At 68.9% G+C, this 20,784-nt stretch carries 22 protein-coding genes and 6 pseudogenes; 9 read left to right on the forward strand and 19 right to left on the reverse strand.

Annotated features, from left to right (window positions below; genetic code table 11):
* Positions 1 to 99 precede the first annotated feature (99 nt).
* Positions 100 to 327, reverse strand: coding sequence for a hypothetical protein (locus tag QF034_RS00535; protein WP_307173006.1), 228 nt, complete (start codon positions 325 to 327; stop codon positions 100 to 102).
* A gap of 44 nt (positions 328 to 371) precedes the next feature.
* A complete protein-coding gene (locus QF034_RS41355; RefSeq protein WP_370880751.1) occupies positions 372 to 1,181 on the reverse strand; it encodes a type I-E CRISPR-associated protein Cas6/Cse3/CasE in 810 nt (269 codons plus the stop codon).
* Between the two features lie 565 nt (positions 1,182 to 1,746).
* Here QF034_RS41355 and QF034_RS00545 point away from each other — a divergent pair.
* The gene (locus QF034_RS00545; protein ID WP_307180111.1) at positions 1,747 to 2,295 is read left to right on the forward strand and encodes an RICIN domain-containing protein; all 549 of its coding nucleotides are present in this window, start codon (positions 1,747 to 1,749) and stop codon (positions 2,293 to 2,295) included.
* On the opposite strand, the pseudogene QF034_RS00550 reads toward QF034_RS00545, so the two are convergent.
* From QF034_RS00550 to QF034_RS00560, 3 genes and pseudogenes are all read right to left on the reverse strand, one after another.
* A pseudogene (locus QF034_RS00550) lies at positions 2,290 to 2,499 on the reverse strand (IS5/IS1182 family transposase); the annotation flags it as partial. The gene QF034_RS00545 and the pseudogene QF034_RS00550 sit on opposite strands and share 6 nt — an antisense overlap.
* A gap of 109 nt (positions 2,500 to 2,608) precedes the next feature.
* A complete protein-coding gene (locus QF034_RS00555; RefSeq protein ID WP_307173007.1) occupies positions 2,609 to 3,799 on the reverse strand; it encodes an MFS transporter in 1,191 nt (396 codons plus the stop codon).
* On the reverse strand, positions 3,796 to 4,605 hold the full coding sequence (locus QF034_RS00560; protein ID WP_307173008.1) for an alpha/beta fold hydrolase: 810 nt from the start codon (positions 4,603 to 4,605) through the stop codon (positions 3,796 to 3,798). The genes QF034_RS00555 and QF034_RS00560 overlap by 4 nt, the downstream gene beginning before the upstream one ends.
* 79 nt (positions 4,606 to 4,684) lie before the next feature.
* On the opposite strand from QF034_RS00560, the gene QF034_RS00565 reads away from it, so the two are divergent.
* Positions 4,685 to 5,089, forward strand: coding sequence for a MerR family transcriptional regulator (locus QF034_RS00565; RefSeq protein ID WP_307173009.1), 405 nt, complete (start codon positions 4,685 to 4,687; stop codon positions 5,087 to 5,089).
* Between the two features lie 94 nt (positions 5,090 to 5,183).
* Here the strand turns inward: QF034_RS00565 and QF034_RS00570 are convergent, their stop codons facing one another.
* Positions 5,184 to 5,888, reverse strand: coding sequence for a hypothetical protein (locus QF034_RS00570; RefSeq protein ID WP_307173010.1), 705 nt, complete (start codon positions 5,886 to 5,888; stop codon positions 5,184 to 5,186).
* Between the two features lie 30 nt (positions 5,889 to 5,918).
* On the opposite strand from QF034_RS00570, the gene QF034_RS00575 reads away from it, so the two are divergent.
* Positions 5,919 to 6,044, forward strand: coding sequence for a hypothetical protein (locus QF034_RS00575; protein ID WP_307173011.1), 126 nt, complete (start codon positions 5,919 to 5,921; stop codon positions 6,042 to 6,044).
* Positions 6,045 to 6,097: 53 nt separating this feature from the next.
* Here the strand turns inward: QF034_RS00575 and QF034_RS00580 are convergent, their stop codons facing one another.
* Entirely contained in the window at positions 6,098 to 6,331 is a 234-nt protein-coding gene (locus QF034_RS00580; RefSeq protein WP_307173012.1) for a hypothetical protein, read from the reverse strand.
* A gap of 547 nt (positions 6,332 to 6,878) precedes the next feature.
* On the opposite strand from QF034_RS00580, the gene QF034_RS00585 reads away from it, so the two are divergent.
* A complete protein-coding gene (locus tag QF034_RS00585; protein WP_307173013.1) occupies positions 6,879 to 9,290 on the forward strand; it encodes a glycoside hydrolase family 44 protein in 2,412 nt (803 codons plus the stop codon).
* Positions 9,291 to 9,356: 66 nt separating this feature from the next.
* On the opposite strand, the pseudogene QF034_RS00590 reads toward QF034_RS00585, so the two are convergent.
* From QF034_RS00590 to QF034_RS00625, 8 genes and pseudogenes are all read right to left on the reverse strand, one after another.
* Positions 9,357 to 9,578, reverse strand: a pseudogene (locus tag QF034_RS00590) (hypothetical protein); the annotation flags it as partial.
* A 130-nt stretch (positions 9,579 to 9,708) separates the two neighbouring features.
* Entirely contained in the window at positions 9,709 to 10,545 is an 837-nt protein-coding gene (locus QF034_RS00595; protein WP_307173014.1) for an ATP-grasp domain-containing protein, read from the reverse strand.
* 216 nt (positions 10,546 to 10,761) lie between these two features.
* A complete protein-coding gene (locus tag QF034_RS00600) occupies positions 10,762 to 11,148 on the reverse strand; it encodes an SDR family NAD(P)-dependent oxidoreductase (RefSeq protein WP_307173015.1) in 387 nt (128 codons plus the stop codon).
* Between the two features lie 80 nt (positions 11,149 to 11,228).
* On the reverse strand, positions 11,229 to 12,338 hold the full coding sequence (locus QF034_RS00605; RefSeq protein WP_307179762.1) for an NADH:flavin oxidoreductase/NADH oxidase: 1,110 nt from the start codon (positions 12,336 to 12,338) through the stop codon (positions 11,229 to 11,231).
* Between the two features lie 324 nt (positions 12,339 to 12,662).
* Positions 12,663 to 12,953, reverse strand: a pseudogene (locus QF034_RS00610) (NAD(P)H-binding protein); the annotation flags it as partial.
* A pseudogene (locus QF034_RS41360) lies at positions 12,878 to 13,295 on the reverse strand (RidA family protein). The pseudogenes QF034_RS00610 and QF034_RS41360, both read right to left, overlap by 76 nt.
* Before the next feature lie 48 nt (positions 13,296 to 13,343).
* A complete protein-coding gene (locus tag QF034_RS00620) occupies positions 13,344 to 13,997 on the reverse strand; it encodes an NAD(P)H-binding protein (RefSeq protein ID WP_307173017.1) in 654 nt (217 codons plus the stop codon).
* A 49-nt stretch (positions 13,998 to 14,046) separates the two neighbouring features.
* Positions 14,047 to 14,478 carry a VOC family protein gene (locus tag QF034_RS00625; protein ID WP_059211329.1) on the reverse strand — a complete coding sequence of 144 codons (432 nt, stop codon included), beginning with the start codon at positions 14,476 to 14,478 and terminating at the stop codon, positions 14,047 to 14,049.
* 128 nt (positions 14,479 to 14,606) lie between these two features.
* Between QF034_RS00625 and QF034_RS00630 the strand changes: the two genes are divergently transcribed.
* Positions 14,607 to 15,269, forward strand: coding sequence for a GntR family transcriptional regulator (locus QF034_RS00630; RefSeq protein ID WP_307173018.1), 663 nt, complete (start codon positions 14,607 to 14,609; stop codon positions 15,267 to 15,269).
* Between the two features lie 49 nt (positions 15,270 to 15,318).
* On the opposite strand, the pseudogene QF034_RS00635 reads toward QF034_RS00630, so the two are convergent.
* A pseudogene (locus QF034_RS00635) lies at positions 15,319 to 15,555 on the reverse strand (hypothetical protein); the annotation flags it as partial.
* A 269-nt stretch (positions 15,556 to 15,824) separates the two neighbouring features.
* Here QF034_RS00635 and QF034_RS00640 point away from each other — a divergent pair.
* From QF034_RS00640 to QF034_RS41365, 3 genes and pseudogenes are all read left to right on the forward strand, one after another.
* Positions 15,825 to 16,205 (forward strand): hypothetical protein, encoded by a 381-nt coding sequence (locus QF034_RS00640; protein ID WP_307173019.1) that lies wholly within the window; start codon positions 15,825 to 15,827, stop codon positions 16,203 to 16,205.
* A 108-nt stretch (positions 16,206 to 16,313) separates the two neighbouring features.
* A pseudogene (locus tag QF034_RS00645) lies at positions 16,314 to 16,604 on the forward strand (transposase); the annotation flags it as partial.
* 172 nt (positions 16,605 to 16,776) lie between these two features.
* Positions 16,777 to 17,022 (forward strand): hypothetical protein, encoded by a 246-nt coding sequence (locus tag QF034_RS41365; RefSeq protein ID WP_370880752.1) that lies wholly within the window; start codon positions 16,777 to 16,779, stop codon positions 17,020 to 17,022.
* Between the two features lie 1,224 nt (positions 17,023 to 18,246).
* On the opposite strand, the gene QF034_RS00655 is transcribed toward QF034_RS41365, so the two are convergent.
* The 3 genes from QF034_RS00655 to QF034_RS00665 form a co-directional block, all read right to left on the reverse strand.
* On the reverse strand, positions 18,247 to 19,152 hold the full coding sequence (locus tag QF034_RS00655) for a transposase family protein (RefSeq protein ID WP_307173020.1): 906 nt from the start codon (positions 19,150 to 19,152) through the stop codon (positions 18,247 to 18,249).
* A gap of 219 nt (positions 19,153 to 19,371) precedes the next feature.
* Entirely contained in the window at positions 19,372 to 19,596 is a 225-nt protein-coding gene (locus QF034_RS00660; protein WP_370880753.1) for a DUF6207 family protein, read from the reverse strand.
* Between the two features lie 130 nt (positions 19,597 to 19,726).
* Positions 19,727 to 20,173: an ATP-binding protein gene (locus QF034_RS00665; RefSeq protein WP_307173021.1), complete on the reverse strand. Its 447-nt coding sequence runs from the start codon at positions 20,171 to 20,173 to the stop codon at positions 19,727 to 19,729.
* A gap of 215 nt (positions 20,174 to 20,388) precedes the next feature.
* On the opposite strand from QF034_RS00665, the gene QF034_RS00670 reads away from it, so the two are divergent.
* A complete protein-coding gene (locus QF034_RS00670; protein ID WP_307173022.1) occupies positions 20,389 to 20,748 on the forward strand; it encodes an STAS domain-containing protein in 360 nt (119 codons plus the stop codon).
* Positions 20,749 to 20,784: the final 36 nt, after the last annotated feature.

Below are 20,784 nucleotides of genomic sequence, written 5' to 3' on the forward strand. Positions count from 1 at the left end.
GCCCCGGACCTGGGGCAGGGCCGGGGCCGCCTTCAACGCCGGGCTCCGAGGATGTCATGGTCGGTCCCCCGGGACCCGTGGCGTCTCGTCGAGCGAGGCTCATCCTTCGTCGGTCAGGGCCTTGGCGAACAGCTCTTCGGAGTCCAGCGAGCGCAGCAGGGGACCGAAGAGCCTGCGGGGCACCGTGCCGGGTGCGTCACGCAGTTCCACCAGGGTGACGCCGGTGCTTTCCTCGTACGTGTCGGCGCTGTACCTGTGGTTGCTGGGGAAGAGTGACTGCCCGGTGTACCTGCGGCGGCCTCGGAGCCTGTTGGCCCCGACCGCCACAGCCCAGTTCCCGTGGTATTCCACATCGTCGGAGACCAGGCGTGTCAGCTCCAGCGTGTCACGGGTGAGGATGACGGCGGCCGCGTCGGGCAGGACCTGCCTCGTCGTTCTCCGACGTATGGCGCTCGATGCCGTCGGAGAGTCGGCTCATGAACGATCGCAGCCCGCTGTCCTCGAAAGGCTGGACCTCGATCACGTCTTCGTTGCGCCAGCCGCCGTCTGCGACGTGCGTGCGGTCGGACTTGAGACTCGAGGAGCTGAGAGCCGCCCTGCGCGACGGCGTGAAGTTCAGCGACGGCGAGCCGCTGACGCCGGCCGATGTCGTCTTCACGTACGACGCGGTCCGCCACCAGGGTGCAGCCATGGTCCGCCTCGGTGGTGTGGAGCGGGGCGAGGGTGAGCAGGCCCTGTCCGTACCCCTTGGCGGGGCCGATGCCGCCGAGGAGGGAGGCGCGCAGTGTGTCGGGGTCGGTGACGCGGAGGCGTCCTTCGAAGGTGGCGGTGGAAAGGGTGACGCGGGGGCCGTCGGGGCGGTAGGCGCCCGCGGGCCGGGCGCGGCGGGTGTAGCCGGGAAGGGAGACCAGGAACGTCTCCTCCACCACGCTGTTCAGCGCCTCGATAGTGCCCTTTCGGTAGGGCTTGTAGGCCGGCAGATCCTCCACCGGCACCGCGAAGCCGCCCAGCGCCCGCGACACCGCCTTACACAGGAACTCCTTGCCACGGTCGACCCGCACCCTGGTGGGCAGACCACCACACGGCCCGTAAGGCCCGGCGCGGCTGATCCCCGTCCGCAGCGCCACCAGCACCGCGTCACGTGCCGGCTCATGCGGAGTGACCGCCACCTTCGCGATCACCTTCGTCGCGACAGGATGCCGACCAGGCGTTGCGCAGATCCCAACCACGGCCCCGACCACGGTTACCACGACCCCAACCAAGCAGGCCAGCGCAGTGCGCAGACCAGTGCAGCGGATTGCGCAATCACCCGCCCCACGCGCCGGAGGAGCACGCATTGCGCACGGGCAACCCGGAACAGCAGCACCTTCGCACCTCAGTGCGCCCCACCCCGACTACGACCGCTACGACTCCGATCACAGCCCCGGCCATGCAGGTCAACGCACTACGCAGACCAAGGTCGCAGATTGGGCAGCACCGTGCGCAGGATGCTGGCCGGGCCGACGCTGGGCATGGTGATGATCTGTCTTTTGTCGCTCACAAGGGTGGGATGCGAGTGTCGGCATCTGAGGCCGGGCAGACCATTGGTAGCTGAGCGTAGCTTCCCCGGTACTCGGCGCAGTCGCGGGGAAAGGTTGGGCAGCGGCCTGATTGTCCACTTCGCCCAGTGGCCGTTCTTCAAGCAGACGATCGCCGATTCCGTTTCCGCGCATTCAGCCCGCACACACACAGAGAGGTCGATCTGTCATGCCCACCTCCAACCAGGAAGTCGAGTACCCTGCACCGATCCCGGTGCCCGACGGACACGTCATGGTGGTCCACGCCGTGACGAACTCCTACTGGATGCCCGACCGTGTCAACGACGAAGACACCAACGACAGGGACGAACTGCAGAACTTCACCGCCGACCCCCTGTGGGACAACGCGGCGGTGCTGTGGCGCTTCACGCGCCTGCGAAACGGCGCCTACCGCATCAGCAGCACCCATGACAGGAAGCACGTCACACGCGTCGGCGAAGCCGCCCGCAACACCCCCATCCGCCTGTACCCGAAGGAGGACGGCTCCCCCAGCCAGCACTGGGACCTGGTGCCCATCCCCGGCCTCGCCGACACGCCCGGACAGGCACCGGTGCGCGCAGTCGTCGCCCGCGGCACCTCCTACGCCATCGGCATGGTGGACAACGTCCTCAGCCTCGACGCCGAGATGCGCCTCATCCGCATGTGGAACAACCAGCCCACCATCTACCACGGATGGACTCTCATCCCCGTCCCCTCCGCTGAGCAGGAAGCCGAGTAGGGAACCACGAACGACCTTGGTGGAGGCGGTCTTCACCGCTTCGGCGAGCGTCGGAGCGAAGGTGGACAGGACGTCGACGGCCTCGACGACGCACCGGTAGGCGGTGGTGGTTCCTCTACCGAACCCGGCAGCGAGCTGGGCGTAGCGAGTGCCACCTGGCTTGTGACCCCAAAGCCACTCATCCCCGTTCGACACCAAGCGCCAGAAGTGATAATCCCGCCCGGGCCAGATTGCGGCGCCGACAGACCGTATGGACGCTGACGACTGTCACGCCGGCCGTCGGCGCGCAATCCTGCTTCTATCTCGCTGACGGTCACATCTCTGCCCGTGTGGTCCAGGCAAAGACGAAGGCCGGTACCACAGGGATCAGTGCCATCCACGGGAGCATCCCTACCGGGAAGGTGCTCAGCAGCCCCCCGGCCAGGGCTCCTCCTCCGATGCCCAGGTTGAACGCGGAGACGTACCAGGAGGACGCGGCGTCGGGCGCGGTGGCTCCCAGGCGGAGAACGCTCGATTGCAACGTCACCGGTAGCGCAGCGAAGGCAACGCCCCATAGGGCCACGGCCGCCACTGCGAGTGGCTGCAGTCGGATGCTCGCACCGAGCAGCACCAGTGAGCCGGCCATCAGGGCGATGGTGCCGAGCAGGACGGTGTGCGGGCGACGGTCCGCCAGGACACCGCCGAGCCATGTCCCCAGGAAGCCCGCCAGTCCGTACAAGGCCAGGAGCATGCTGGTGGCGGCCTCGCTGAAGGCAGCGGCGTCGTGCAGGAGGGGGGTCACGTAGGTGTATACGGTGAAGTGTCCGAGGATGAGCAGCGCGGTTGCTGTCACCATGCGTCGTAGGCCGGGCAGGCGCAGCGCGCCGCCGAGTCCTGCCGACTGCGGCGGGGCGGGGCGGTTGGGAATGTCGGGCAAGAGTCGCTGGGCGGCGGCCAGTGCCCCGAGACCGAGGGCCGCCGCGGCGCAGAAGGCACCGCGCCATCCGACGACGCCGCCGAGGACTGTGCCCATGGGGACGCCCAGAACAAGGGCCGTTGAGTTGCCGGCGAAGACGACAGCTGTTGTGCGGCCCGAGCGGCCGGGCTTGGCGAGCGCGGCTGCGTATCCGGCGACGATCGACCAGAAGACTCCGTGCGCCATTCCGCACAGGAACCGGCCGATCGCCAGTATCGGGTAGCTCTCCGCGGCCGCGGAGAGCACGGTGCCGAGGGAGAAGACCGCACTCACGGTCATGTAGAGACGTTTGCGCGACCAGCCGGCGGTCCAGTGGGTGAGCGGAGCTGCCGTCAGGCCGACGGTGAAGGCGTACACGGTGACCAGCAGCCCCACCCGTGATCGCGCGACTCCCAGATCGTCGCTGATCGGCGTCAGCAGCCCGACCGGCAGCAGCTCTGTGGTGACGACGACGAAGGTCGTGGTGGCGAGAACCAGCAGGCCGGCCCGGCGCCGGGCCGGCAACGTCGTGGGCGGACCGGCCTGTTCCGTGAGGAGTGGTGCGCTCACGCCGACGTGGCGGGGAGCGCGGCGAGGAACTCGCGTACGTGGCGGAGCCAGGTCGCCCGGTCTGCCGGGTTCAGGATGTGGGCGGCGCCGGGCAGTTCGATCAGCTGGGCGCCCGGGATGCCGGCCGCCAGACGGTACGAGCTCTCGGGCAGCACCAGTCGGTCGCCGGTCGGCGCCACCACCAGGGTGGGGGCGGACACGTTCGCCAGGTCGGCCCGGACGTCGACGCGGGACACCAGGTCGAAGTGGTCCAGCATGCCCGGCGGCATCGCGGTCAGGGTCTGGGCGACCGGTTCGTCGAGGGCGGCCGGTTCGAGGTCCGCCAGGTCCGCCGGGGACATGCAGGACAAAAGGGCGAGCCGTGCCACGTCCTCCCACTGACCCGCGGCTGCCAGGGATTTGATCAGCTGGGCGGCGAGCGCCAGGACGGGGTCGGCGGCAGCGAAGCCGGCGGTGAGGACGAGGGCCCGGACACGGTCGGGGTGCCGTGTGGCGATCCGGACGGCCACGGCGCTGCCGAGGGACTCGCCGAGGACGGCGAACGAGTCCTGGCCGGCCGCGACGGCGGCCGCGACCAGGCGGTCGGCGAGGTCGTCCAGGTCCAGGGGTTCGATGGCTACGGCAGAGCCACCGGCCCCCGGATAGTGCGGGCCGACGAGAGTGTGGTCGCGAGCGAGGTCGTCGAGGACCAGGCCGAAGTTCCCCTCGATGCCGCCGCCGGCGCCGTGCGCAAGCAGCAGTGCGGGGCCACTGCCCTTCACGATGACGTCGAGGTGAGGGGTGGGAAGTGAGTGATCGGTGTTCATGCAGCCGAAGCTAAACTCCGACATCAGTGTCAGAGTCAAGTCGCGGCGTGGGCAAGGAGGCAGGAATGAGGCGAGCGGCATGCGCATGAAGGAGATGGTGCGGCGTACCGGGGTCCATGAGCGGCTGCTGCGCTACTACGAACAGCAAGGACTCCTGACGCCCGACAGGCTGCCCAGCGGCTACCGCATCTACGGCGAGTCGGACGTCGAGACAGTGCGCCGCATTCGCTGTCTGCTGGCAGCAGGCCTTCCGACCGCTCTGATCGCCCAGGTCCTGCCCTGCATCCGGGCGGACGACGAGCACCTCGTGCCCACCTGCCCGGACCTGCTCGCCCAACTGCGCCGGGAGAGCGAGCGAATCACCCGCGCCATCGAAGATCTACAGGCATCCCGCGCGATCCTCCACACCATCATCGCCGCCGCGCCCTCAGGGGGCCCCGGGACACTGAGGCCGCCTCAGCCGGCCGCTGCCGAGGCAAGCTGACAAAAAGCCCCTGATCGAGCCGCTTGCCATTGCGAGGCGGAAGGTGTCGTACGGGTTGATGTTCGACCAGAACATGACCAGAACTTCGCTGGCGTCACCGCCAACCGCATCTGGTCGCCTCCATCGCTCTGACCTGCACTGTCACAGTAATGGGAACGGGCCCCCATTTGAGGGCGGAAAGCAGGAAGCGCCGGCGCGCTCGCCCCTGCAGTGAGTTCGCCGGGCGGGTCACCACGGCGGCGGCGCGCTGAGCGGAGCGCCCACGACGGGCTGGGCCACATCGCGGCAGCTGCTGCTCCCCAGCAACTACGGCGGGCGGTGCGGTCTGCTCTCGCTCGCGCGTGCGTGACGGCGGCAGTACGGCGGGCAACCCAACTCCGTCCGGGCAGACGGCATTCCGGACCCCGGCCTGCCACCGGCGCGACAGCCGGGGCGCAGCCGCCTTCGCCGCGCCGCCCTGGCCGGACGGCCCGCTCATTGGCGGCCCGGCCAGGGCGAGGTCAGCCAGCGCCTTCCTCGTCTGCTGCTCATCCCGCTCCCGCCGCACCACCGCACGATCCGGCAAAACCCTGCCGGCCAGAAGGTCCCGGCACACCACCCCGTGCAGCGACGCCGGCGAGGGCACCTCGCCCCCGGCCTCCTTCAGATGCCGGTGCAGCGCCGCCACGTTCCCGCCCGCCTGCGCCAGCACTTCCCACGCCTGGTCGGACACCTCCAGCCGGGCCCGCGGCCTAGGTTCCATGCGGCCCTCCGTGCGCGCCGCATCCGCGCGGACGACGACATAGTCGGGGTTGACCATGCCCTGTCCCTGACCCAGCGCCTGGCTTCCATGGAGATCCCGGTGGAGCTCCACGTCTTCCCCACCGGCGGCCACGGCGCCGGGCTGGCCGAGGGCATGACGCCCGTCGGCGCCTGGACGTCCCTGTGCGCGGAGTGGCTCCGGAGGACGGTCTAGTGTCTCGTGATCGCGTTCATGGAAGTTGTGGCTCCTGTGATCGTCGGGTCTGATCACGTCCTCGGGGGGGCCGCGTGCGCGTAGCGGCGGACCGTCTTGCGGTCCGGGCCCTGAGCCCCGTCCGCCGAAGGGCGGCCGGCCCGGGTCTCGCCGGCGACATCGGTCCGCCCGTTGACGACTTTGGAGACCATGGCCATCGAGGTCCCGGCCGGCTCGGCGAACTGTGCGACGGTCAGCGGTCCGGCGGCCGTGGCACCGGACGGGCGAGCCTCGCCGGTCGTGTTCATGAACAAAGTCTGCGGCCGCCGGTCCGAACTTTTCGGAGCCGTCGTCCCGCCGCCCGCCGCACAGAGCCTCGTCCGCGACCTCGTCTCATCCCAGGCTGCACGGCTTCTTGACGCCCCTCGTAAGTCGACCCTAGAGTCCCGGAGCAGAAATCATCACCCAGTGATGAGAACGTTTCGGATCGGTGTGGTTCATACCTGGCCCGGCTCGACCGCGGGCCGCGCGGGACCCATGCCGGTCGATCTTCGTACCGCTCCCGTCCGGCAAAAAAGAGGATCGGCGGACCCGTCCGGTGAGAAGTGGGAGCGCTCCCACTCGCCGGTGCCCGTGATCACACAGCCGCGCGCCCGCGCATGTACATCGCACCTCGCTGTCGCGCCGGGCCACGACGACCAAGCACGACCGCACCGCCGCACCACCGCGAGCCATCCCCCACGTCAGGCCGTTCCGTGTTCTCCCGCTCGGTGCCATCACCGGGTACGTCGTCGCACGTCCACGTGCGCCATGCGGCCAACGGGCGAGCACCGCATGGCCGTTGAGAAGGAGACCATGCGTACAGCACCGAGAGCCGCTCTCGCGGCGCTGTCCCTGTTGGTGACCAGCGCCGGCCTGGCCGGTCCCGCGCAGGCGGGCGTGGCCCGACCGGAAACCGACCAGGCCGCCCGCGCCCGCGCCATCGCCGCCACCGACGCCGCGGGTCCGGCGATCAGCGTGGACGCCACCACCGGACGGCATGCCATCGATCCGCACATCTACGGCATGAACTTCGCCGACGAAGCGCTGGCCCAGGAACTGCGCCTGCCACTCAGCCGCTGGGGCGGCAACGCCACGACGCGGTACAACTACAAACTCGACGCCTACAACGCGGGTTCCGACTGGTACTTCGAGAACCTGCACTACAACAACGACCCGGCGACTCTGCCCGCCGGGTCCCAGGCCGACAAGTTCGTCGAACAGAACCACAGGACCGGCACCGACTCGGTGCTCACCGTGCCGCTGATCGGCCGGACGACGGCGGCCCGCAACGACGCCTGCGGCTTCAGCATCGCCAAGTACGGTCCCCAGCAGGGCAGCGACGCCCAGTGGCGGCCCGACTGCGGCAACGGCAAGAAGCCCGACGGCACCGACATCACCGGGAACAACCCGGCGGACACCAGCATCCCCATCGGCGCGGACTTCACCAAGGGCTGGGTGCAGTACCTCAACGGCGCCTACGGCAAGGCCGGCAACGGCGGAGTGCGCTTCTACAACCTCGACAACGAACCCGACCTATGGCATGCCACCCACCGCGACGTGCACCCGACCGGCGCGAGCTACGACGAATTACGGGACAGCACCTACGCCACCGGCGCCGCCATCAAGGACGCCGACGCCGGCGCACAGACCCTCGGCCCGGTCGGCTGGGGCTTCAACTCCCTGATCTACTCGGGCCTCGACCAGGACGTCTGCAGCAAGCAGGGCGGCAACTGCTGGTCGGACCCGCCGGACCGGGCAGCCCACGGCGGCGTGCAGTTCGCCCCCTGGTACCTGCAACAGATGAAGGCGTACGACCAAGCCCACGGCCGCCGGATCCTGGACTACTTCGACGAGCACATCTACCCGCAGCAGACGGGGGTGGCGCTGGCCGACGCCGGTGACGCCACGACCCAGGCGCTGCGGCTGCGCTCCACCAGGCAGCTGTGGGACCCGTCCTACGTCGACGAGAGCTGGATCAACCAGCCCATCCAGTTCATCCCCCGAATGCGCTCGCTGGTCGACCAGAACTACCCGGGTACCAAGCTGGCCGTCACCGAGTACAACTGGGGTGCACTGAACCACATCAACGGCGCTCTGGCGCAGGCCGACGTCCTGGGCATCTTCGGACGCGAGGGCCTGGACCTGGCCACGTTGTGGTCACCGCCGAAGGCGACCGACCCCGGTGCCTACGCCTTCCGGATGTTCCTCAACTACGACGGCAACGGCGGCGCCTTCGGCGACACCGCCGTCCAGGCCGCCAGCGCCGACCAGGACACACTCTCGGTCTACGCTGCCGAGCGCAGCTCCGACCACGCGACGACGATCATGGTGATCAACAAGACCACCGGCGACCTGACCGCACCCGTCTCCGTCACCGGCCGCACCGCCCTCCCCGCCACCGCGCAGGTCTACCGCTACGGCCAAAGCGACCTGACCAAGGTTCAGCACGCCGCCGACCAGCCGCTGTCGGGCGGTGCCTTCACCGGGACCTTCCCGGCGTACTCGATCACCGAGTACGTCATCCCGGCCGGTTCGACCGGCACCACGCCGCCTTCCGCCCCCGGCACACCGGCGGCCTCCGCGGTCGGCACCGACCGGGCCACCCTGACCTGGGCCGCCTCCACCGCCGGGTCCGCCCCGGTAGCGTCCTACCAGGTGTTCTCCGGCGACCCCGCCGGATCCGCCCCGATCGCCACGGTGAACGCCCCGGCCACCACCGCCACGATCACCGAACTGAGCCCGGGCACCGCCTACACCTTCCGGGTCGTGGCCAAGGACACCGCCGGCCGCAGCTCGCCGGCGTCGGCCCCGGTATCGCTGACCACCGCGAGCGCGCCCCCCACCGGCTGCACCGTCGGCTACAGCGTGAACACCGACTGGGACAGCGGCTTCACCGGAAACATCAAGATCACCAACCAAGGCGCCCCGATCAACGGCTGGCAGCTCGGCTTCTCCTTCACCGGCAACCAGAAGATCACCCAGGGCTGGAACGGCACCTGGTCGCAGAACGCCGCGGCGGTCACCGTCAAAGACGCCGGCTGGAACGCGGCCCTGCCCACCGGCGCCTCCACCACGATCGGCTTCAACGCCGCCTACAACGGCGCCAACCCTGCACCGAAGAGCTTCACCCTCAACGGGAAAACCTGCGGAGTCGTATCCGGCACCGCGGCCGCGCGCGTCGTGACCGCCGTCGGGCACGCACCCGGCAGTCACGCCGTGCGCTGACACCCGGGGCGTCACCGCGGACCACTCGTTCTGACGCCCCGACCGCACTGCCGTGCGGGTTCCGGTCGCACCGGGGCATTCGTGGGTGGGGCCGCCGCGCCATTCCACCCACTGCGGGTCGTCGAGGACGGCCTCGGGGTCGGCGACGTCGGCGTCTTCGAGGAACACGACCAGGTCGTGGTCGCTGTACGCGGTGTCGAGGATCTCGTCCCGGCCGCCGCTGTGCACGGTGACCCTCCGGCCGCCCGAGATGGACGGCCGGTGCACGACGATCGGCGCGCTGGTCACGCCTTCCAGCCTGGCCCCGGCCCGTTTGCGGAGCGAGTCGGCCGTGGCGGTCAGAGTGTCCTGTGACAACGAATCTTGAGCGCGTGCCATCGAAGTCTGAGCGATCGCTCTTGAGGGCTGGTATGCCACCTCAGACGCGGGGCTGAGCGTCCAGGAACCGGTGGAGGGATGCCGCCATGCTCGCCACGAACGACCCACGGGTCCGGTCGGAGACCAGGTCCAGGGACAGGTACGGGTTGAGGTCCTCCAACTCCACGAGGAGCAGCTCGCCTTCCCGGGTGCGGCAGGCGTCCACGCGCTGGATGCCGTGGTCGAGGGTGTTCCAGTCGATGAAGCGCCGGGCGAAGGCCAGGTCGGTGTCGGTGGGCTCGTAGGGCTCGAGGACCCAGCGCCGCTCGGGGTCGGGGGCGTGAAGGGCGTACTGGAAGGTGTCGTCGACGTAGTAGAAGGACACCTCGTAGCGGAAGTCGATGCGCGGCTGGACGAGGACGTCACCGTAGGCGAGGTCGCTCAGCTGCTCTCGGGGCACGAAGGTCAGGCCGATGGAGTCCGCGCCCGCTTTCGGCTTGACCGCGTACTGGCCGGCCTCGGGCAGCAGGTGCAGGTCCTCGGGCCGGTCGATGGTGGGGATGACCGGGTATCCGGCGGCGGTCAGGTCCAGCAGGTACTGCTTGCCGGCCATGTCGCCCCGGCCGGACAGCGGGTTGTAGACCCGGATGCCACGGGTCACGGCCTGCTCCCGGAAGGCGTCGTACTCCTTCTGGTAGTGCAGCACGGGCCCGCTGTTGCGGACCACGACCACGTCGAAGGTGTCCATCAGGGCGGCGGCATCCAGCGGGTGGCACAGGGCGATGTCGAAGGCGTCACGCAGTCGGGAGGCCAGGAAGATGTCCTCGTCGCAGTAGCGTCGCCCCCGGGCCTGGTAGGCGAGGTCGGTCACGAACAGGACTCTGCGGCGCTCGGGCATCGTGCATCTCCTTAGACGGTGCCCCAAACCTACCTATCCCGCGGAACACGGCCTCGGGCAGCCGCGTGGTCGTGGGCGGTCAGCACGCTCACCCCCTGACGCCCCTCGGTGTCGTCTATCGCTCAGACTTCCCTAGGTCCTTCTCCGGGATCGGGGGAGGTTCGGTGGCACACGCTCAAGATGCGATGTCACAGGACGCTCAGCCCCGGGGTGCCGTTAACGAGCGGCGAACCAAGTGACAAGTAACCCGCCAGTAGCCTTAGGGTCGCCCGGGTGCCAGTCGGGCATCCCGTTGAACCGTCGTACGACGGCCCATATGGCATCTGCGGAGCTGGTGAAGGCCGAGCTCCAGTATGCCTGTGCCATGGCGGGGTAGTCCTCACGTTTCAGGGTGGCGGGCGACCGTGTGGCGGCCGCCCGCCGTCTTCTCTGGTTGTCGTGCGGGGGATGGGAGTTCCCGTCGGTGATCAGCTGGTCAAGGGCTTCCTGGCCGCGGGCTGCGGCGACGATTTTTGCGCCGCGGGCGGCGAGGGACTTGGCGCTGACGGCACCGATACCGGAGGAGGCGCCGGTGATGACGACCTTGCCTTCAAGGTGGATCATGGGGATCTCCCAGTGGGAGGGCAGCGCGTCGCCCCTGTTGAGGGCTGGACGGCCGGGTGCGGAGCAGGCCGGGGCAGGGTTCAGTGCTTGCGGCGCTTGACGACGTAGGCGTACTGGTCGGGCCAGCGCGGCTCGGCGCCGAGTGCGAGGGCGGCGTGCTGCGGCCAGTAGGGGTCGCGCAGCAGTTCACGGCCGAGTAGGACGGCGTCCGCCTGCCCGGAGGTGATGATCTCTTCGGCCTGGTGGGGGTCGGTGATGATGCCGACGGCGGCGGTGGGGATGCCGGTGGCCTGGCGGGCCTGGGCGGCGAAGGGCACCTGGTAGCTCGGCCCGGCGACGATCTTGGCGTCGCGGACCATGCCGCCGGTGGACACGTCGAGCAGATCGACGCCGTGAGCGGTCAACTCCTTGGCGAGGCGGACGGTGTCCTCACCGGTCCAGCCCTCGCGCTTGTCCTCGGGGTTCTCGGTCAGCCAGTCGGTGGCCGAGGTGCGGAAGAAGACCGGCAGCTCGGCGGGCCACACGGCGCGCACCGCGTCGACGACCTCCAGGGCGAAGCGGATCCGGTTCTCGAAGCTGCCGCCGTAGGCGTCGGTGCGGTGGTTGGAGGCCGGGGAGAGGAACGAATTGATCAGGTAGCCATGGGCACCGTGCACCTCGGCGACCTCGAAGCCGGCGGCCAGCGCGCGGCGGGCGGAATCGGCGAAGTCAGCTACCAGCTGCCGGATCTCGGCCACGGTCAGTTCGTGCGGGGCGGGCAGGCTGTCGTACGCGACCGCGCTGGGCGCCACCGTCTGCCAGCCGCCCTCGCTCTCGGGTACGCACCGGTCGGACAGCCAGGGCTTGTCCACCGACGCCTTACGGCCCGCGTGGGCGAGCTGGATCGCCGGGACGGCGCCGTGCGCCTTGATGGCCGCGGTGATCCGGGAGAACGCCTCCTGCTGGTGGTCATTCCACAGGCCCAGGTCCCAGGGACTGATCCGCCCGTCGGGACGGACCCCGGTGGCCTCGGCCATGACCAGGCCCGCGCCACCGGCGGCGCGCGAGGCCAGGTGGGCGAGGTGGAAGTCGGTCGGCGCGCCGGTCTCCGGGCCCGTGGGGGCGGCGGAGTACATGCACATCGGCGACATCCACACCCGGTTGGGTATCTGGAGGAAGCGCAGCTTGAGGGGGGTGAACAGAGTGCTCACGGTGTTTCCTTTCAGGTGGGGCATCGCCGGCCGGGACAACGCCGTCGACGGGGAGATGAGTTGAGATGCGGAGCGCCGGTTCAGCGGGCGGCGTGGGCTGCCACGGCGTCCGCGATGGGGGGGCGCCCCCGATGACCTCGACGGTCCGGCCGTCCAGAAGCGGTTCGTCGAGCAGCGCCAGCAGGATGGCGGCGACATCGGCCCGGGAGATGGGGCCCGGGCCGGTCTGCTCGGCGAGCGTGACCCGGCCGGTTCCGGGGGTGTCGTCGAGCGGACGATCGTCGTCTGGAGCGCGGTCCGGGACCGGATGGCGTTCTCGGCCGCGAGCTTGGCCCGCAGATAGGTACGGAAGACCGGGTCGAGGCTCTCGACGGCCCGCAGATCGGCGCCCATGGCGGAGAGCAGCAGGTAGCGTCCGACTCTGGCGGTCTCGGCGGCGTCTGCCAGCAGGATCGCCGCGCCGCGGTCCACGCTGTCCTTACGGCCCACCGAACTCCCGGGACCCGCCCCGTCGGCGAACACCACAGTGTCGGCACCCGTCAGATGCCGGGCGACCTCGTCGCCGGTGGCCTTCTCCAGATCCACGGGCCGGGCCTGGGCCCCGGCCTCCTCCACAGCGACGCGACGCCGATGGTGGAGCTGGTGGGGCGGTGGTCACCGAAGTAGGCCAGGTTCGCCGCGGCCATCGCCATGTTGTACCGCGGCAGGTCCACGATGAACTGGGCCTCGGAGACGACCTGGTTGCGGGTGGCGCCGTAGTGGGGCGAGCACCTTCTCGAAGTTGGCGTAGGACTGCTACAGCTGGGCGTCGAAGTCGCCCGGGTAGAGAAAGTTGCCCTGCTCGTCGTGCGAGAGCTGCCCGGAGACGTAGATCGTGTCGCCGACCTTGATGGCCTGGGCGAAACCGAACTCCTTCTCACCGGAGACGTCGTGGCTGTAGAAATCGATGGCGGTCATGGTGCTTCTCCTTGCTGATGGTGCTGCGGTTGAGGCGTGAGTGTGAGCTCAGGCGGCCGCGAGGCGGGTGACGGCGTCTGTGACGGGGGTGTCACCGGAGGTGAGTTCGACGATTACGCGGCTGAGGGCCGGTGCGTGCAGGGCGGCGTCGAGGAACGCGGCGACGTCGTCGCGGTGCACGTCGCCGTACTCAACGGCGGGACCGGCGGTGACCCGGCCGGTGCCGGGGGTGTCCAGAAGGGTTCCGGGACGGACGATCAGCCAGTCCAGATCGGTGCGCGTCAGATAGACGTCGGCGGTTTTCTTGACCTTGATGTAGTGCTCGAAGCCCTCACTCCGTGTCCCGTCGCGCAGCGCGTCGGGGAACACCGAGACGAGGACGAACCGCGCCGCCCCGGCCAGCGCGGCCGCGTCGGCGGCCTTTTGAAGGCCACGGCCGTCGATCAGGGTCGTCTTGTCCTGACCGGTGCCATGTGCGCCGGCCGAGAAGACCACGGCGTCATGGCCGCGCATCTTGCCGGCCAGATCCTCGACCGAGTCGGCGATGAGATCACCGACCACCGGAGTCCCGCCGGCCGCCCGCACCGTCTCACCCTGAGCGGGCCCGCGGTGCATGCCGGTCACAAAGTCACCGCGTACGGTGAGGAGTTGAGTGAGGCGGCGGCCGATTCCTCCGGCGGCGCCGATCTGGAACACCTTCATGAGCTCATCCCGTCTTTCGCGTGTGGGGGTGGGTGGTGCCGGCCGCCGGTCAGGCGGCGAACACCTGCGAGTCGTCGGCGAACGCCTTGAACTCCAGCGCGTTGCCGGCCGGGTCGAGGAGGAACATCGTCCACTGCTCGCCCTTCTGGCCCGCGAAACGCACGTACGGCTCGATGACGAACTCGGTGCCCGCCGCCCGCAGCCGCTCGGCAAACTCCTGGAAGGCCTCGACCGTCAGAACCAGACCGAAGTGCGGCACGGGTACGTCGTGGCCGTCGACCGGGTTGTGTATGCGCTGCGCGCGCTCCGGCGCGAGGTGCGTGACGAACTGATGGCCGTGCAGATTCCAGTCCACCCATGTGTCCGCACTGCGGCCCTGCTCCAGGCCCAGGACGTCGCCGTAGAAGCGGCGCGCGGCAGCCAGGTCGTCGACCGGCACGGCCAGGTGGAAGCGGGGGATCGGGGAGTCGAGAACGGTCATGGCACTGCCTTCCTGCCGGGGAGCGGAGCGGCCCGTGGGCGATCCTGCTCGACTTGTCCTAATGTTGACATCACGACAACGTCTGAATGTTAACATTAGGTCGTTGGTGGAGGAGGTGTAATGCGGGCATGAGTGATCAGGGCAAGGTGGCCCCGGCTCGCCGCCGAGGTCTGGCCGACGAGGTTGCGGACCGTATCCGCGAGGCCATCTTCAACGGGGCCTACGCCCCCGGCGAGCAGCTGCGCGAGGTGGAGCTGTCCGGCGAGATGGACGTCAGCCGCGGCCCGGTGCGCGAGGCGCTGCGGCTGCTGGAGCGTGAGGGTCTGGTGCACTGTGCGTGGCACCGGGGCACGACGGTGACGACGCTGTCCGCCGAGGACGTGGCTGAGCTCGACAGCCTGCGCGGCGCACTGGAGGACCTCGCCGTCCGCCAGCTGATCGCCCACGCCTCGGACGAGGACCTCGCGTCCATCGCGAAGACGGCCGACATGATGGAACGGGCCGGCGATGCGCACGAGATGGTGCGCCTGGACATCGCCTTCCACGACGCGGTGTTCGCCGCCGCAGGGCACCAGCGCCTCGCCGACGCCTGGGACGGCATACGGTGCCAGGTCCACCTGTTCCTGCTGACCCGGATCAGCCGCAGCACCGCCGGCTACCTCGACTGCATCCCGCGCGAGCACCACGGACTCGTCACCGCACTGCGCGCCCGGGACACCGACACCGCCCTCGACCTCTTCGCAGCACACCGGCGCCACGCCGTCGACGTGGTCGCCGGAACCACTGCCTGAGTGTCGGCAAACGATCGAATGACGACAGGCACGGCAGGCGTCCAATGAATGCCTCCACCCGCGCCGGCACCACGTCCAGGCCGAACAAGACGGCCATCTCCTGGCAGGTCAGCGACCCTTGATGGAGCCGGAAACGGTCCGCGAGCGCCTGCAGGATGCGCTGGTAGTCCACCGACAGCACCGACCTGTCCAGCCCCTCACGCCACACCGGCACCTGCGACTTCGACTTCGCCGCGGTCGGCGCTGACGGTGTCTCCTCGGCCTGTCCCATGGCCGGCGATGTCCGGCATCCGGATGCGTGGATACCGTTGCGGCCAGTTCGCGCACCTGGCGGGCGACGGCTCGCCACAGGGCGGTTGGTTTCTGCGACGTGAGGGTGTCCAGGGAGAAGATTCGAAAGAAGTTACTGGATGTTGTGTTCGAAGATGCGGCATCTCGATTCCACGGACGCCGAAATGAGCCCTTCCGGAACGGGTTTCGCTCGTTCAGAACCTCTCGCCCACCTAGTGTCTCTGCGGTCACAGCAACTCACCTGAACAGCAAAGGAGTACGCGCGTGCGCCTGCTGGAAAGAGCGTGCGCGGTCATCGCGGTGCTCTATGCCACGCTCTTGACGTTGTTCACCGACTACGACGCCCTGCTGGTCACCTACAAGAACGGCGACCTCACCCCGACGATCGCAGTCTTCACAGGGGCATGCGTCGGCTGGCTGGGCCTGCGCCTGGTGCGGTTACCGCGACGCCCGCCGGTTGGGTTGTTCGTCGGTGGTGTGTGCGCCGTTGGTCTGGTGGCCGTGGTGTGGTGGACGATCCACCCCACCGTGGAGGAGCAGCAGCATGTCAGGCCCAGTCCGAGCACCGGCGGCTTGAAGTCGCAGCCCACCGACAGCGCTCCGGACACGGCGCCCCTTCCGGCACCGCCGACCGCCGGACCATAACCAGCCGAAGCCCTCGGCCACCGCATCAGTGGCCGAGGGCTTCTCCGTGGGAAGGGCGGCAACTAAGAGGTCGTCTCAACTGGCGTGATCGTTAGGTTGGGTGCCGTGATGGCGATGGTGGAGCGTCTGGTACCGGACGCGTTGTGGGAGTTGTTCCAGCGGGTTGTGCCGGCCGCTCCGGTGAGGCCGCAGGGCGGGGGCCGGCGTCGGTATGGGGACCGGCAGGTGCTGGCGGCCATCGTGTTCGTGGCCACGACAGGCTGCACATGGCGGCATCTGCCGCCGGGCTTCGGCCCGTCCGAGCCGACCGCTCACCGCCGCTTCACCGAGTGGAGCCGGGCCCGAGTGTGGAGCAAACTCCACCGCCTGGTCCTGGACGAGCTCGGCGCCAGAGGCGAGTAGCTGGACACCTTCCAGCCGCCCGAGCCGGTGACCACCGCCCAGCAGCTCACCAACGAGCTGACCAACTGGACGCTCATGCTCGCCCACGTACTGGCCCGCGGCGAGATCGCCCGCCCACGCCCTGCTGCACACCGTCATCGCACCCCAACAACCCCAGCTCTGCCGCCTGTTGCGCAACAGCGCGGCCCACTGGCTCACCCCCAGCCGCGCGCTCGAACAGGACCTGCCCGACACCGACCGCCACCGCTACGCCGCCACCACGGCCGCCGTCCGCGACCAGGACGTGCGCACGGCAGCGCTCAACAGCTGGCGCTGGAGCCGCGACCTGGCCGCCGAGGCAGCCGATCGTTGGACCACCCACCTGCCGCGCGAACTTCACGAACAGATCAGCAACCTCCTCAACGACTCTCGCTGACCACCTTCGGCTGGGAGGCCACCGGCCCAGCCCGTGGCCTCCGCCTGGCGACCCCAGCCCTGCGCAACGCCAACTGAGATCACCTCTAAGCGCGTGAAGCAGGAGGTCAGCCTCTTCCTGGGAGGCGGGCCTGTACGGGCCGGCAACCAGCCCGCGGGAAACGCCGAGAAAAGGCCTTTGATTACTACTCCCATGAAGGCCTTCCGGGAAAGGCTGCGTCGACACACTGCGGCCAGGTCGCTTCAAATCTGGATGGAGCGGCCCACATCGGAGGATCGCATCCACTGCCAGCCACTGCTCGATGGGCACAGACCCGGCCCGATTGCGGCGGGCCGGGCTCCGAGTGCCACAGGCAGGATTGTCGCTGCCCTTGGTCCGCGTGGGGTCAGTGGTGTTTGTCGATTGCTCGGAAGCTGCCTACAAGCGCGAATGGCACCACGGCCCCATCGAAGACCGTCGTGCCGGGGATTGCGCTGCTGGAGCCTCGGGGCCCAATAGTCGCAATTGGAGCGCCGGCGTCGCAGGTAATCCCATTGAAGAATTCGACGGTCTTGTCACTCTCGTTTCGGACGTTGAAGCTGCTGGCGGGACTACTGATCACAGCGGTGCACACACCCGGCTCTGTTGAATACGTTCGCTCGTTGACATGGATCCGTCCATCGTCGTCGTTCCTGTCGTGGTGATCCGTCCGGCCGTCACCTCCGAAGTTCGTCTGGCCGTCGCCTCCGAGGGGAACAGAGGCAGCGGCATCCTGCACGGACGGGGCGGACTTCGGAGCGGATGCCGAGGCATTGTGCACACAGGTTGCAGCCAGGGCTGTAATTCCTACCGACGCTGCGATCGCGACAACGGCACACCTACGCGCTCCGTATCTCCTTCTCTGATACATTCCGTTTCTCCATCTCTCAGGGATGCCAACTGAGCGGCCGACCAGAAATGAACATACTCAAGCCCTATTTATGACGCCACTTCAGAAATGACGGAGGGGTGACAAAAAGGGGCCGATCGGGTGTTTGAAAGACCCAGGGCCCCTCTTGTGATGACCCATCAGAAAGCCAAAAATGAGAGCGACTTGGCAAGGAAGTTGAGCCACCCGAGGGGCCGGGCTGACGCTCCTTCACACCGCTGCCAGCGTGTCGTTCCTTGATAACACTCCACACAACGGCTAACGACCTCGTGCACGGTTGGCCGTGTCACGTCGAAGCCCGCGGATCCGCCTCGGGTTCACACCCGAGAGCCGCTGAACCGGGTGGCGGTCTGCTGGTGTGAGAGGAGTCCGGCGACGGCTTGGACGATGTCGCTCATGTGTTCGCGACGGCCGAGGTGGCGGGTGACGGCCCGCCAGTTCTTCAGGTGTGCGATGCCGTGCTCGACGGGGATGCGTCGTGAGGAGTGTGCCTTGCGCTGGAGTTCGTGCCGCTCCTCGTAGCAGGCGGGGGCGTTCTTCCTGAACTTGCGATGGGGCGGTGTCACCACCCGTCCGCCGGTCTGCGTGCCCATGCCCTGATAGCCGGCATCGGCGAGGATCTCTATGAACGGGCCGTCGGCCAGGAGCTTGACCAGTCCGAGCTGGCGGGCCTGGGTGATGTCGGCGCAGCTGCCCGGCTGGACGGGGCTGCAGAACAGCATCCGCCCCTTGGCGTCCGTGAGGACCATGGACTTCACGGCGTTCTGCTTGGTCTTGCCGGAGACGAACTTGTCCCGGTCTTTGCGGCCTGCGGCCGGGCGGCGCACTCGGATCTCCGTGCCGTCGATGACCCCGGTCCCGCTGTCGGCGCCCAGGTGCTCGATGACCTCGGAGAGAGTGCACAGCCGAAGGCCCGGCGCGACGGTGCAGCCTCGTTGCGCCAGCAGCGGCCGCACCTCGCCGATGGCACGTGTGATCGTGGAGCGGTCCACGCCGAACCAGCAGGCAAGCACGTCATGAGTGGTTCCATGCCGCAGATTCACCAGTGTCGCCAGCAGCCGGTCGACGAAGACGAGCTTGTGCTTCGCTCCGGCTCCTACAGCCCGCCGCCGCTGCCGAGCCGTGAGGCGAGTGTGATGCTGCTCGTGCCACCACGGCCCCACCTCCGCGATGAGTTCAGCGACTACATCCAGCGACAGCCCGGTGATTCGGCACTCCGCCACGATCAACTCACGCGCCCCAGCCCCCACCATGCACAGTGCAACGAGCCACCCAAGCACCGAGCCACGGCCAACCGTGCACGAGGTCGTTAGCCTCCCGCTTTCAGGAGGCGGGCTGCGCGCCACCAGGTGCCGCTGTTCGGCGAGGACAGCAGCAACGCCTCCTCATGAGTCGCCTTCAGCCGCGGCTGGATCCGTGGTCGGTCGCGCTACGGCACCGAGTTACTGGCGCAGGTCCAGGTAGCAGCGCACCCGGACACCGGGCTCGCCGGGCGTCCGAGCAGTCCGGTCGGCTGTCGCGATTGCCCAGCGTCCGGCGAGCGCCGCCTGGAAGGCGAGTGCGGTGTCATCGTCCGCTGCCGCGACGTCGACGACGACCAGGCCAGGCCGGCTTACGTGCGTCTCGTTGATCGGGTCCTGAGGGTTCCGCCGCATCAGTGTCTTCACCCGACCGAGTGCGGGTGATCAGGGGCTGTCGCCGCCCCAGTCCCAGCGGGCCGTCGTCGCCCCGTGTAGGCCGCCGCTTCACGGCAGGCCCGCCAGGAAAGGCCGGTGAGGACAGGGGGAACGCCGGCTGCTACTGGGGGCGGCGTCCGGTGATGTCACCGCCCGGGTCGTCGGGCAGGGCGATGCGGGCGGTGATGCGTTTGCCGACCGGCTCCCGGTGGACCTCGTAGCTCTGGGCGACGGCCATGACGATCTCCAGGCCGTGCTGGCCGACTCTGCCCGCATCAGCGCCCCGGGCCACCGGGAGGACCGGATCGCTGTCCCACACAACCACTTCCACCAGGTCCCCGACGATGCGCAGCTCCATCAGCACCGGTCCGGGCGCGTACTTGCGGGCATTGGTGACGAGCTCGCTGACCACCAGCTGCGTCAGGTCCAAGGCGCGCGCGGACACCGGCAGGCCGTACTCAGCCTGGACACGGGCAAGGAAGTCCACCGCGCGGTGACGCGCCTCGGCAATGCAGGACCCGTCACCATCCAGAGCGATGGTGTCCCGTATCGGATCGGCGTCAGACATCACGCCACCCTCGCCATCGGGGACTGCTCTCGCCGGGTCCACCCTTGCTTCCCCCCGTTCACACGCCGCGCGTACCCCGCACTATGCCGCACATGTCCCGTGAGGACCGGGTAACGTGCCGCACACGCGTTCGCCGTAGCATCGAGGCGGGGTACCGGCGCACTATCGCGTCGGAGCCTTGAGGTCCCCCACCATCGAGCGCAGCCGAGGACACGGTGACAGACACCCACGGAGCGGCCCGGTCCGGCCTGTCGATCGACCACACCGCCGTCGATGGCATCCGGGTGCTCACCGTGCGCGGCGAGATCGACCACGATGTCAAGGATGTGCTCAGTGAGGCGCTGCTGTCCCTTGACGGCGCGATGCCACGGACGGTGGTGGACCTCAGTGGCGTGACCTTCATGGACTCCAGCGGCATCAACGTCTTCGTCGCCGCCCACAAGAGCATGAGCGACGCTCAGGGGTGGCTGCGTATGGCCGGCGCCCATGCGCCGGTACTGCGGCTCCTTCAGCTCGTCGGCCTGGACCAGGTCATCGGCTGCCATCCCACCGTCGCACAGGCCCTGACCGCCTGACCCGGGGCGTGCCCGGACCCGGCGTTCTAGCCTGCT

Source organism: Streptomyces africanus, from assembly GCF_030816955.1.
In the GTDB taxonomy this organism is placed as follows: domain Bacteria; phylum Actinomycetota; class Actinomycetes; order Streptomycetales; family Streptomycetaceae; genus Streptomyces; species Streptomyces africanus.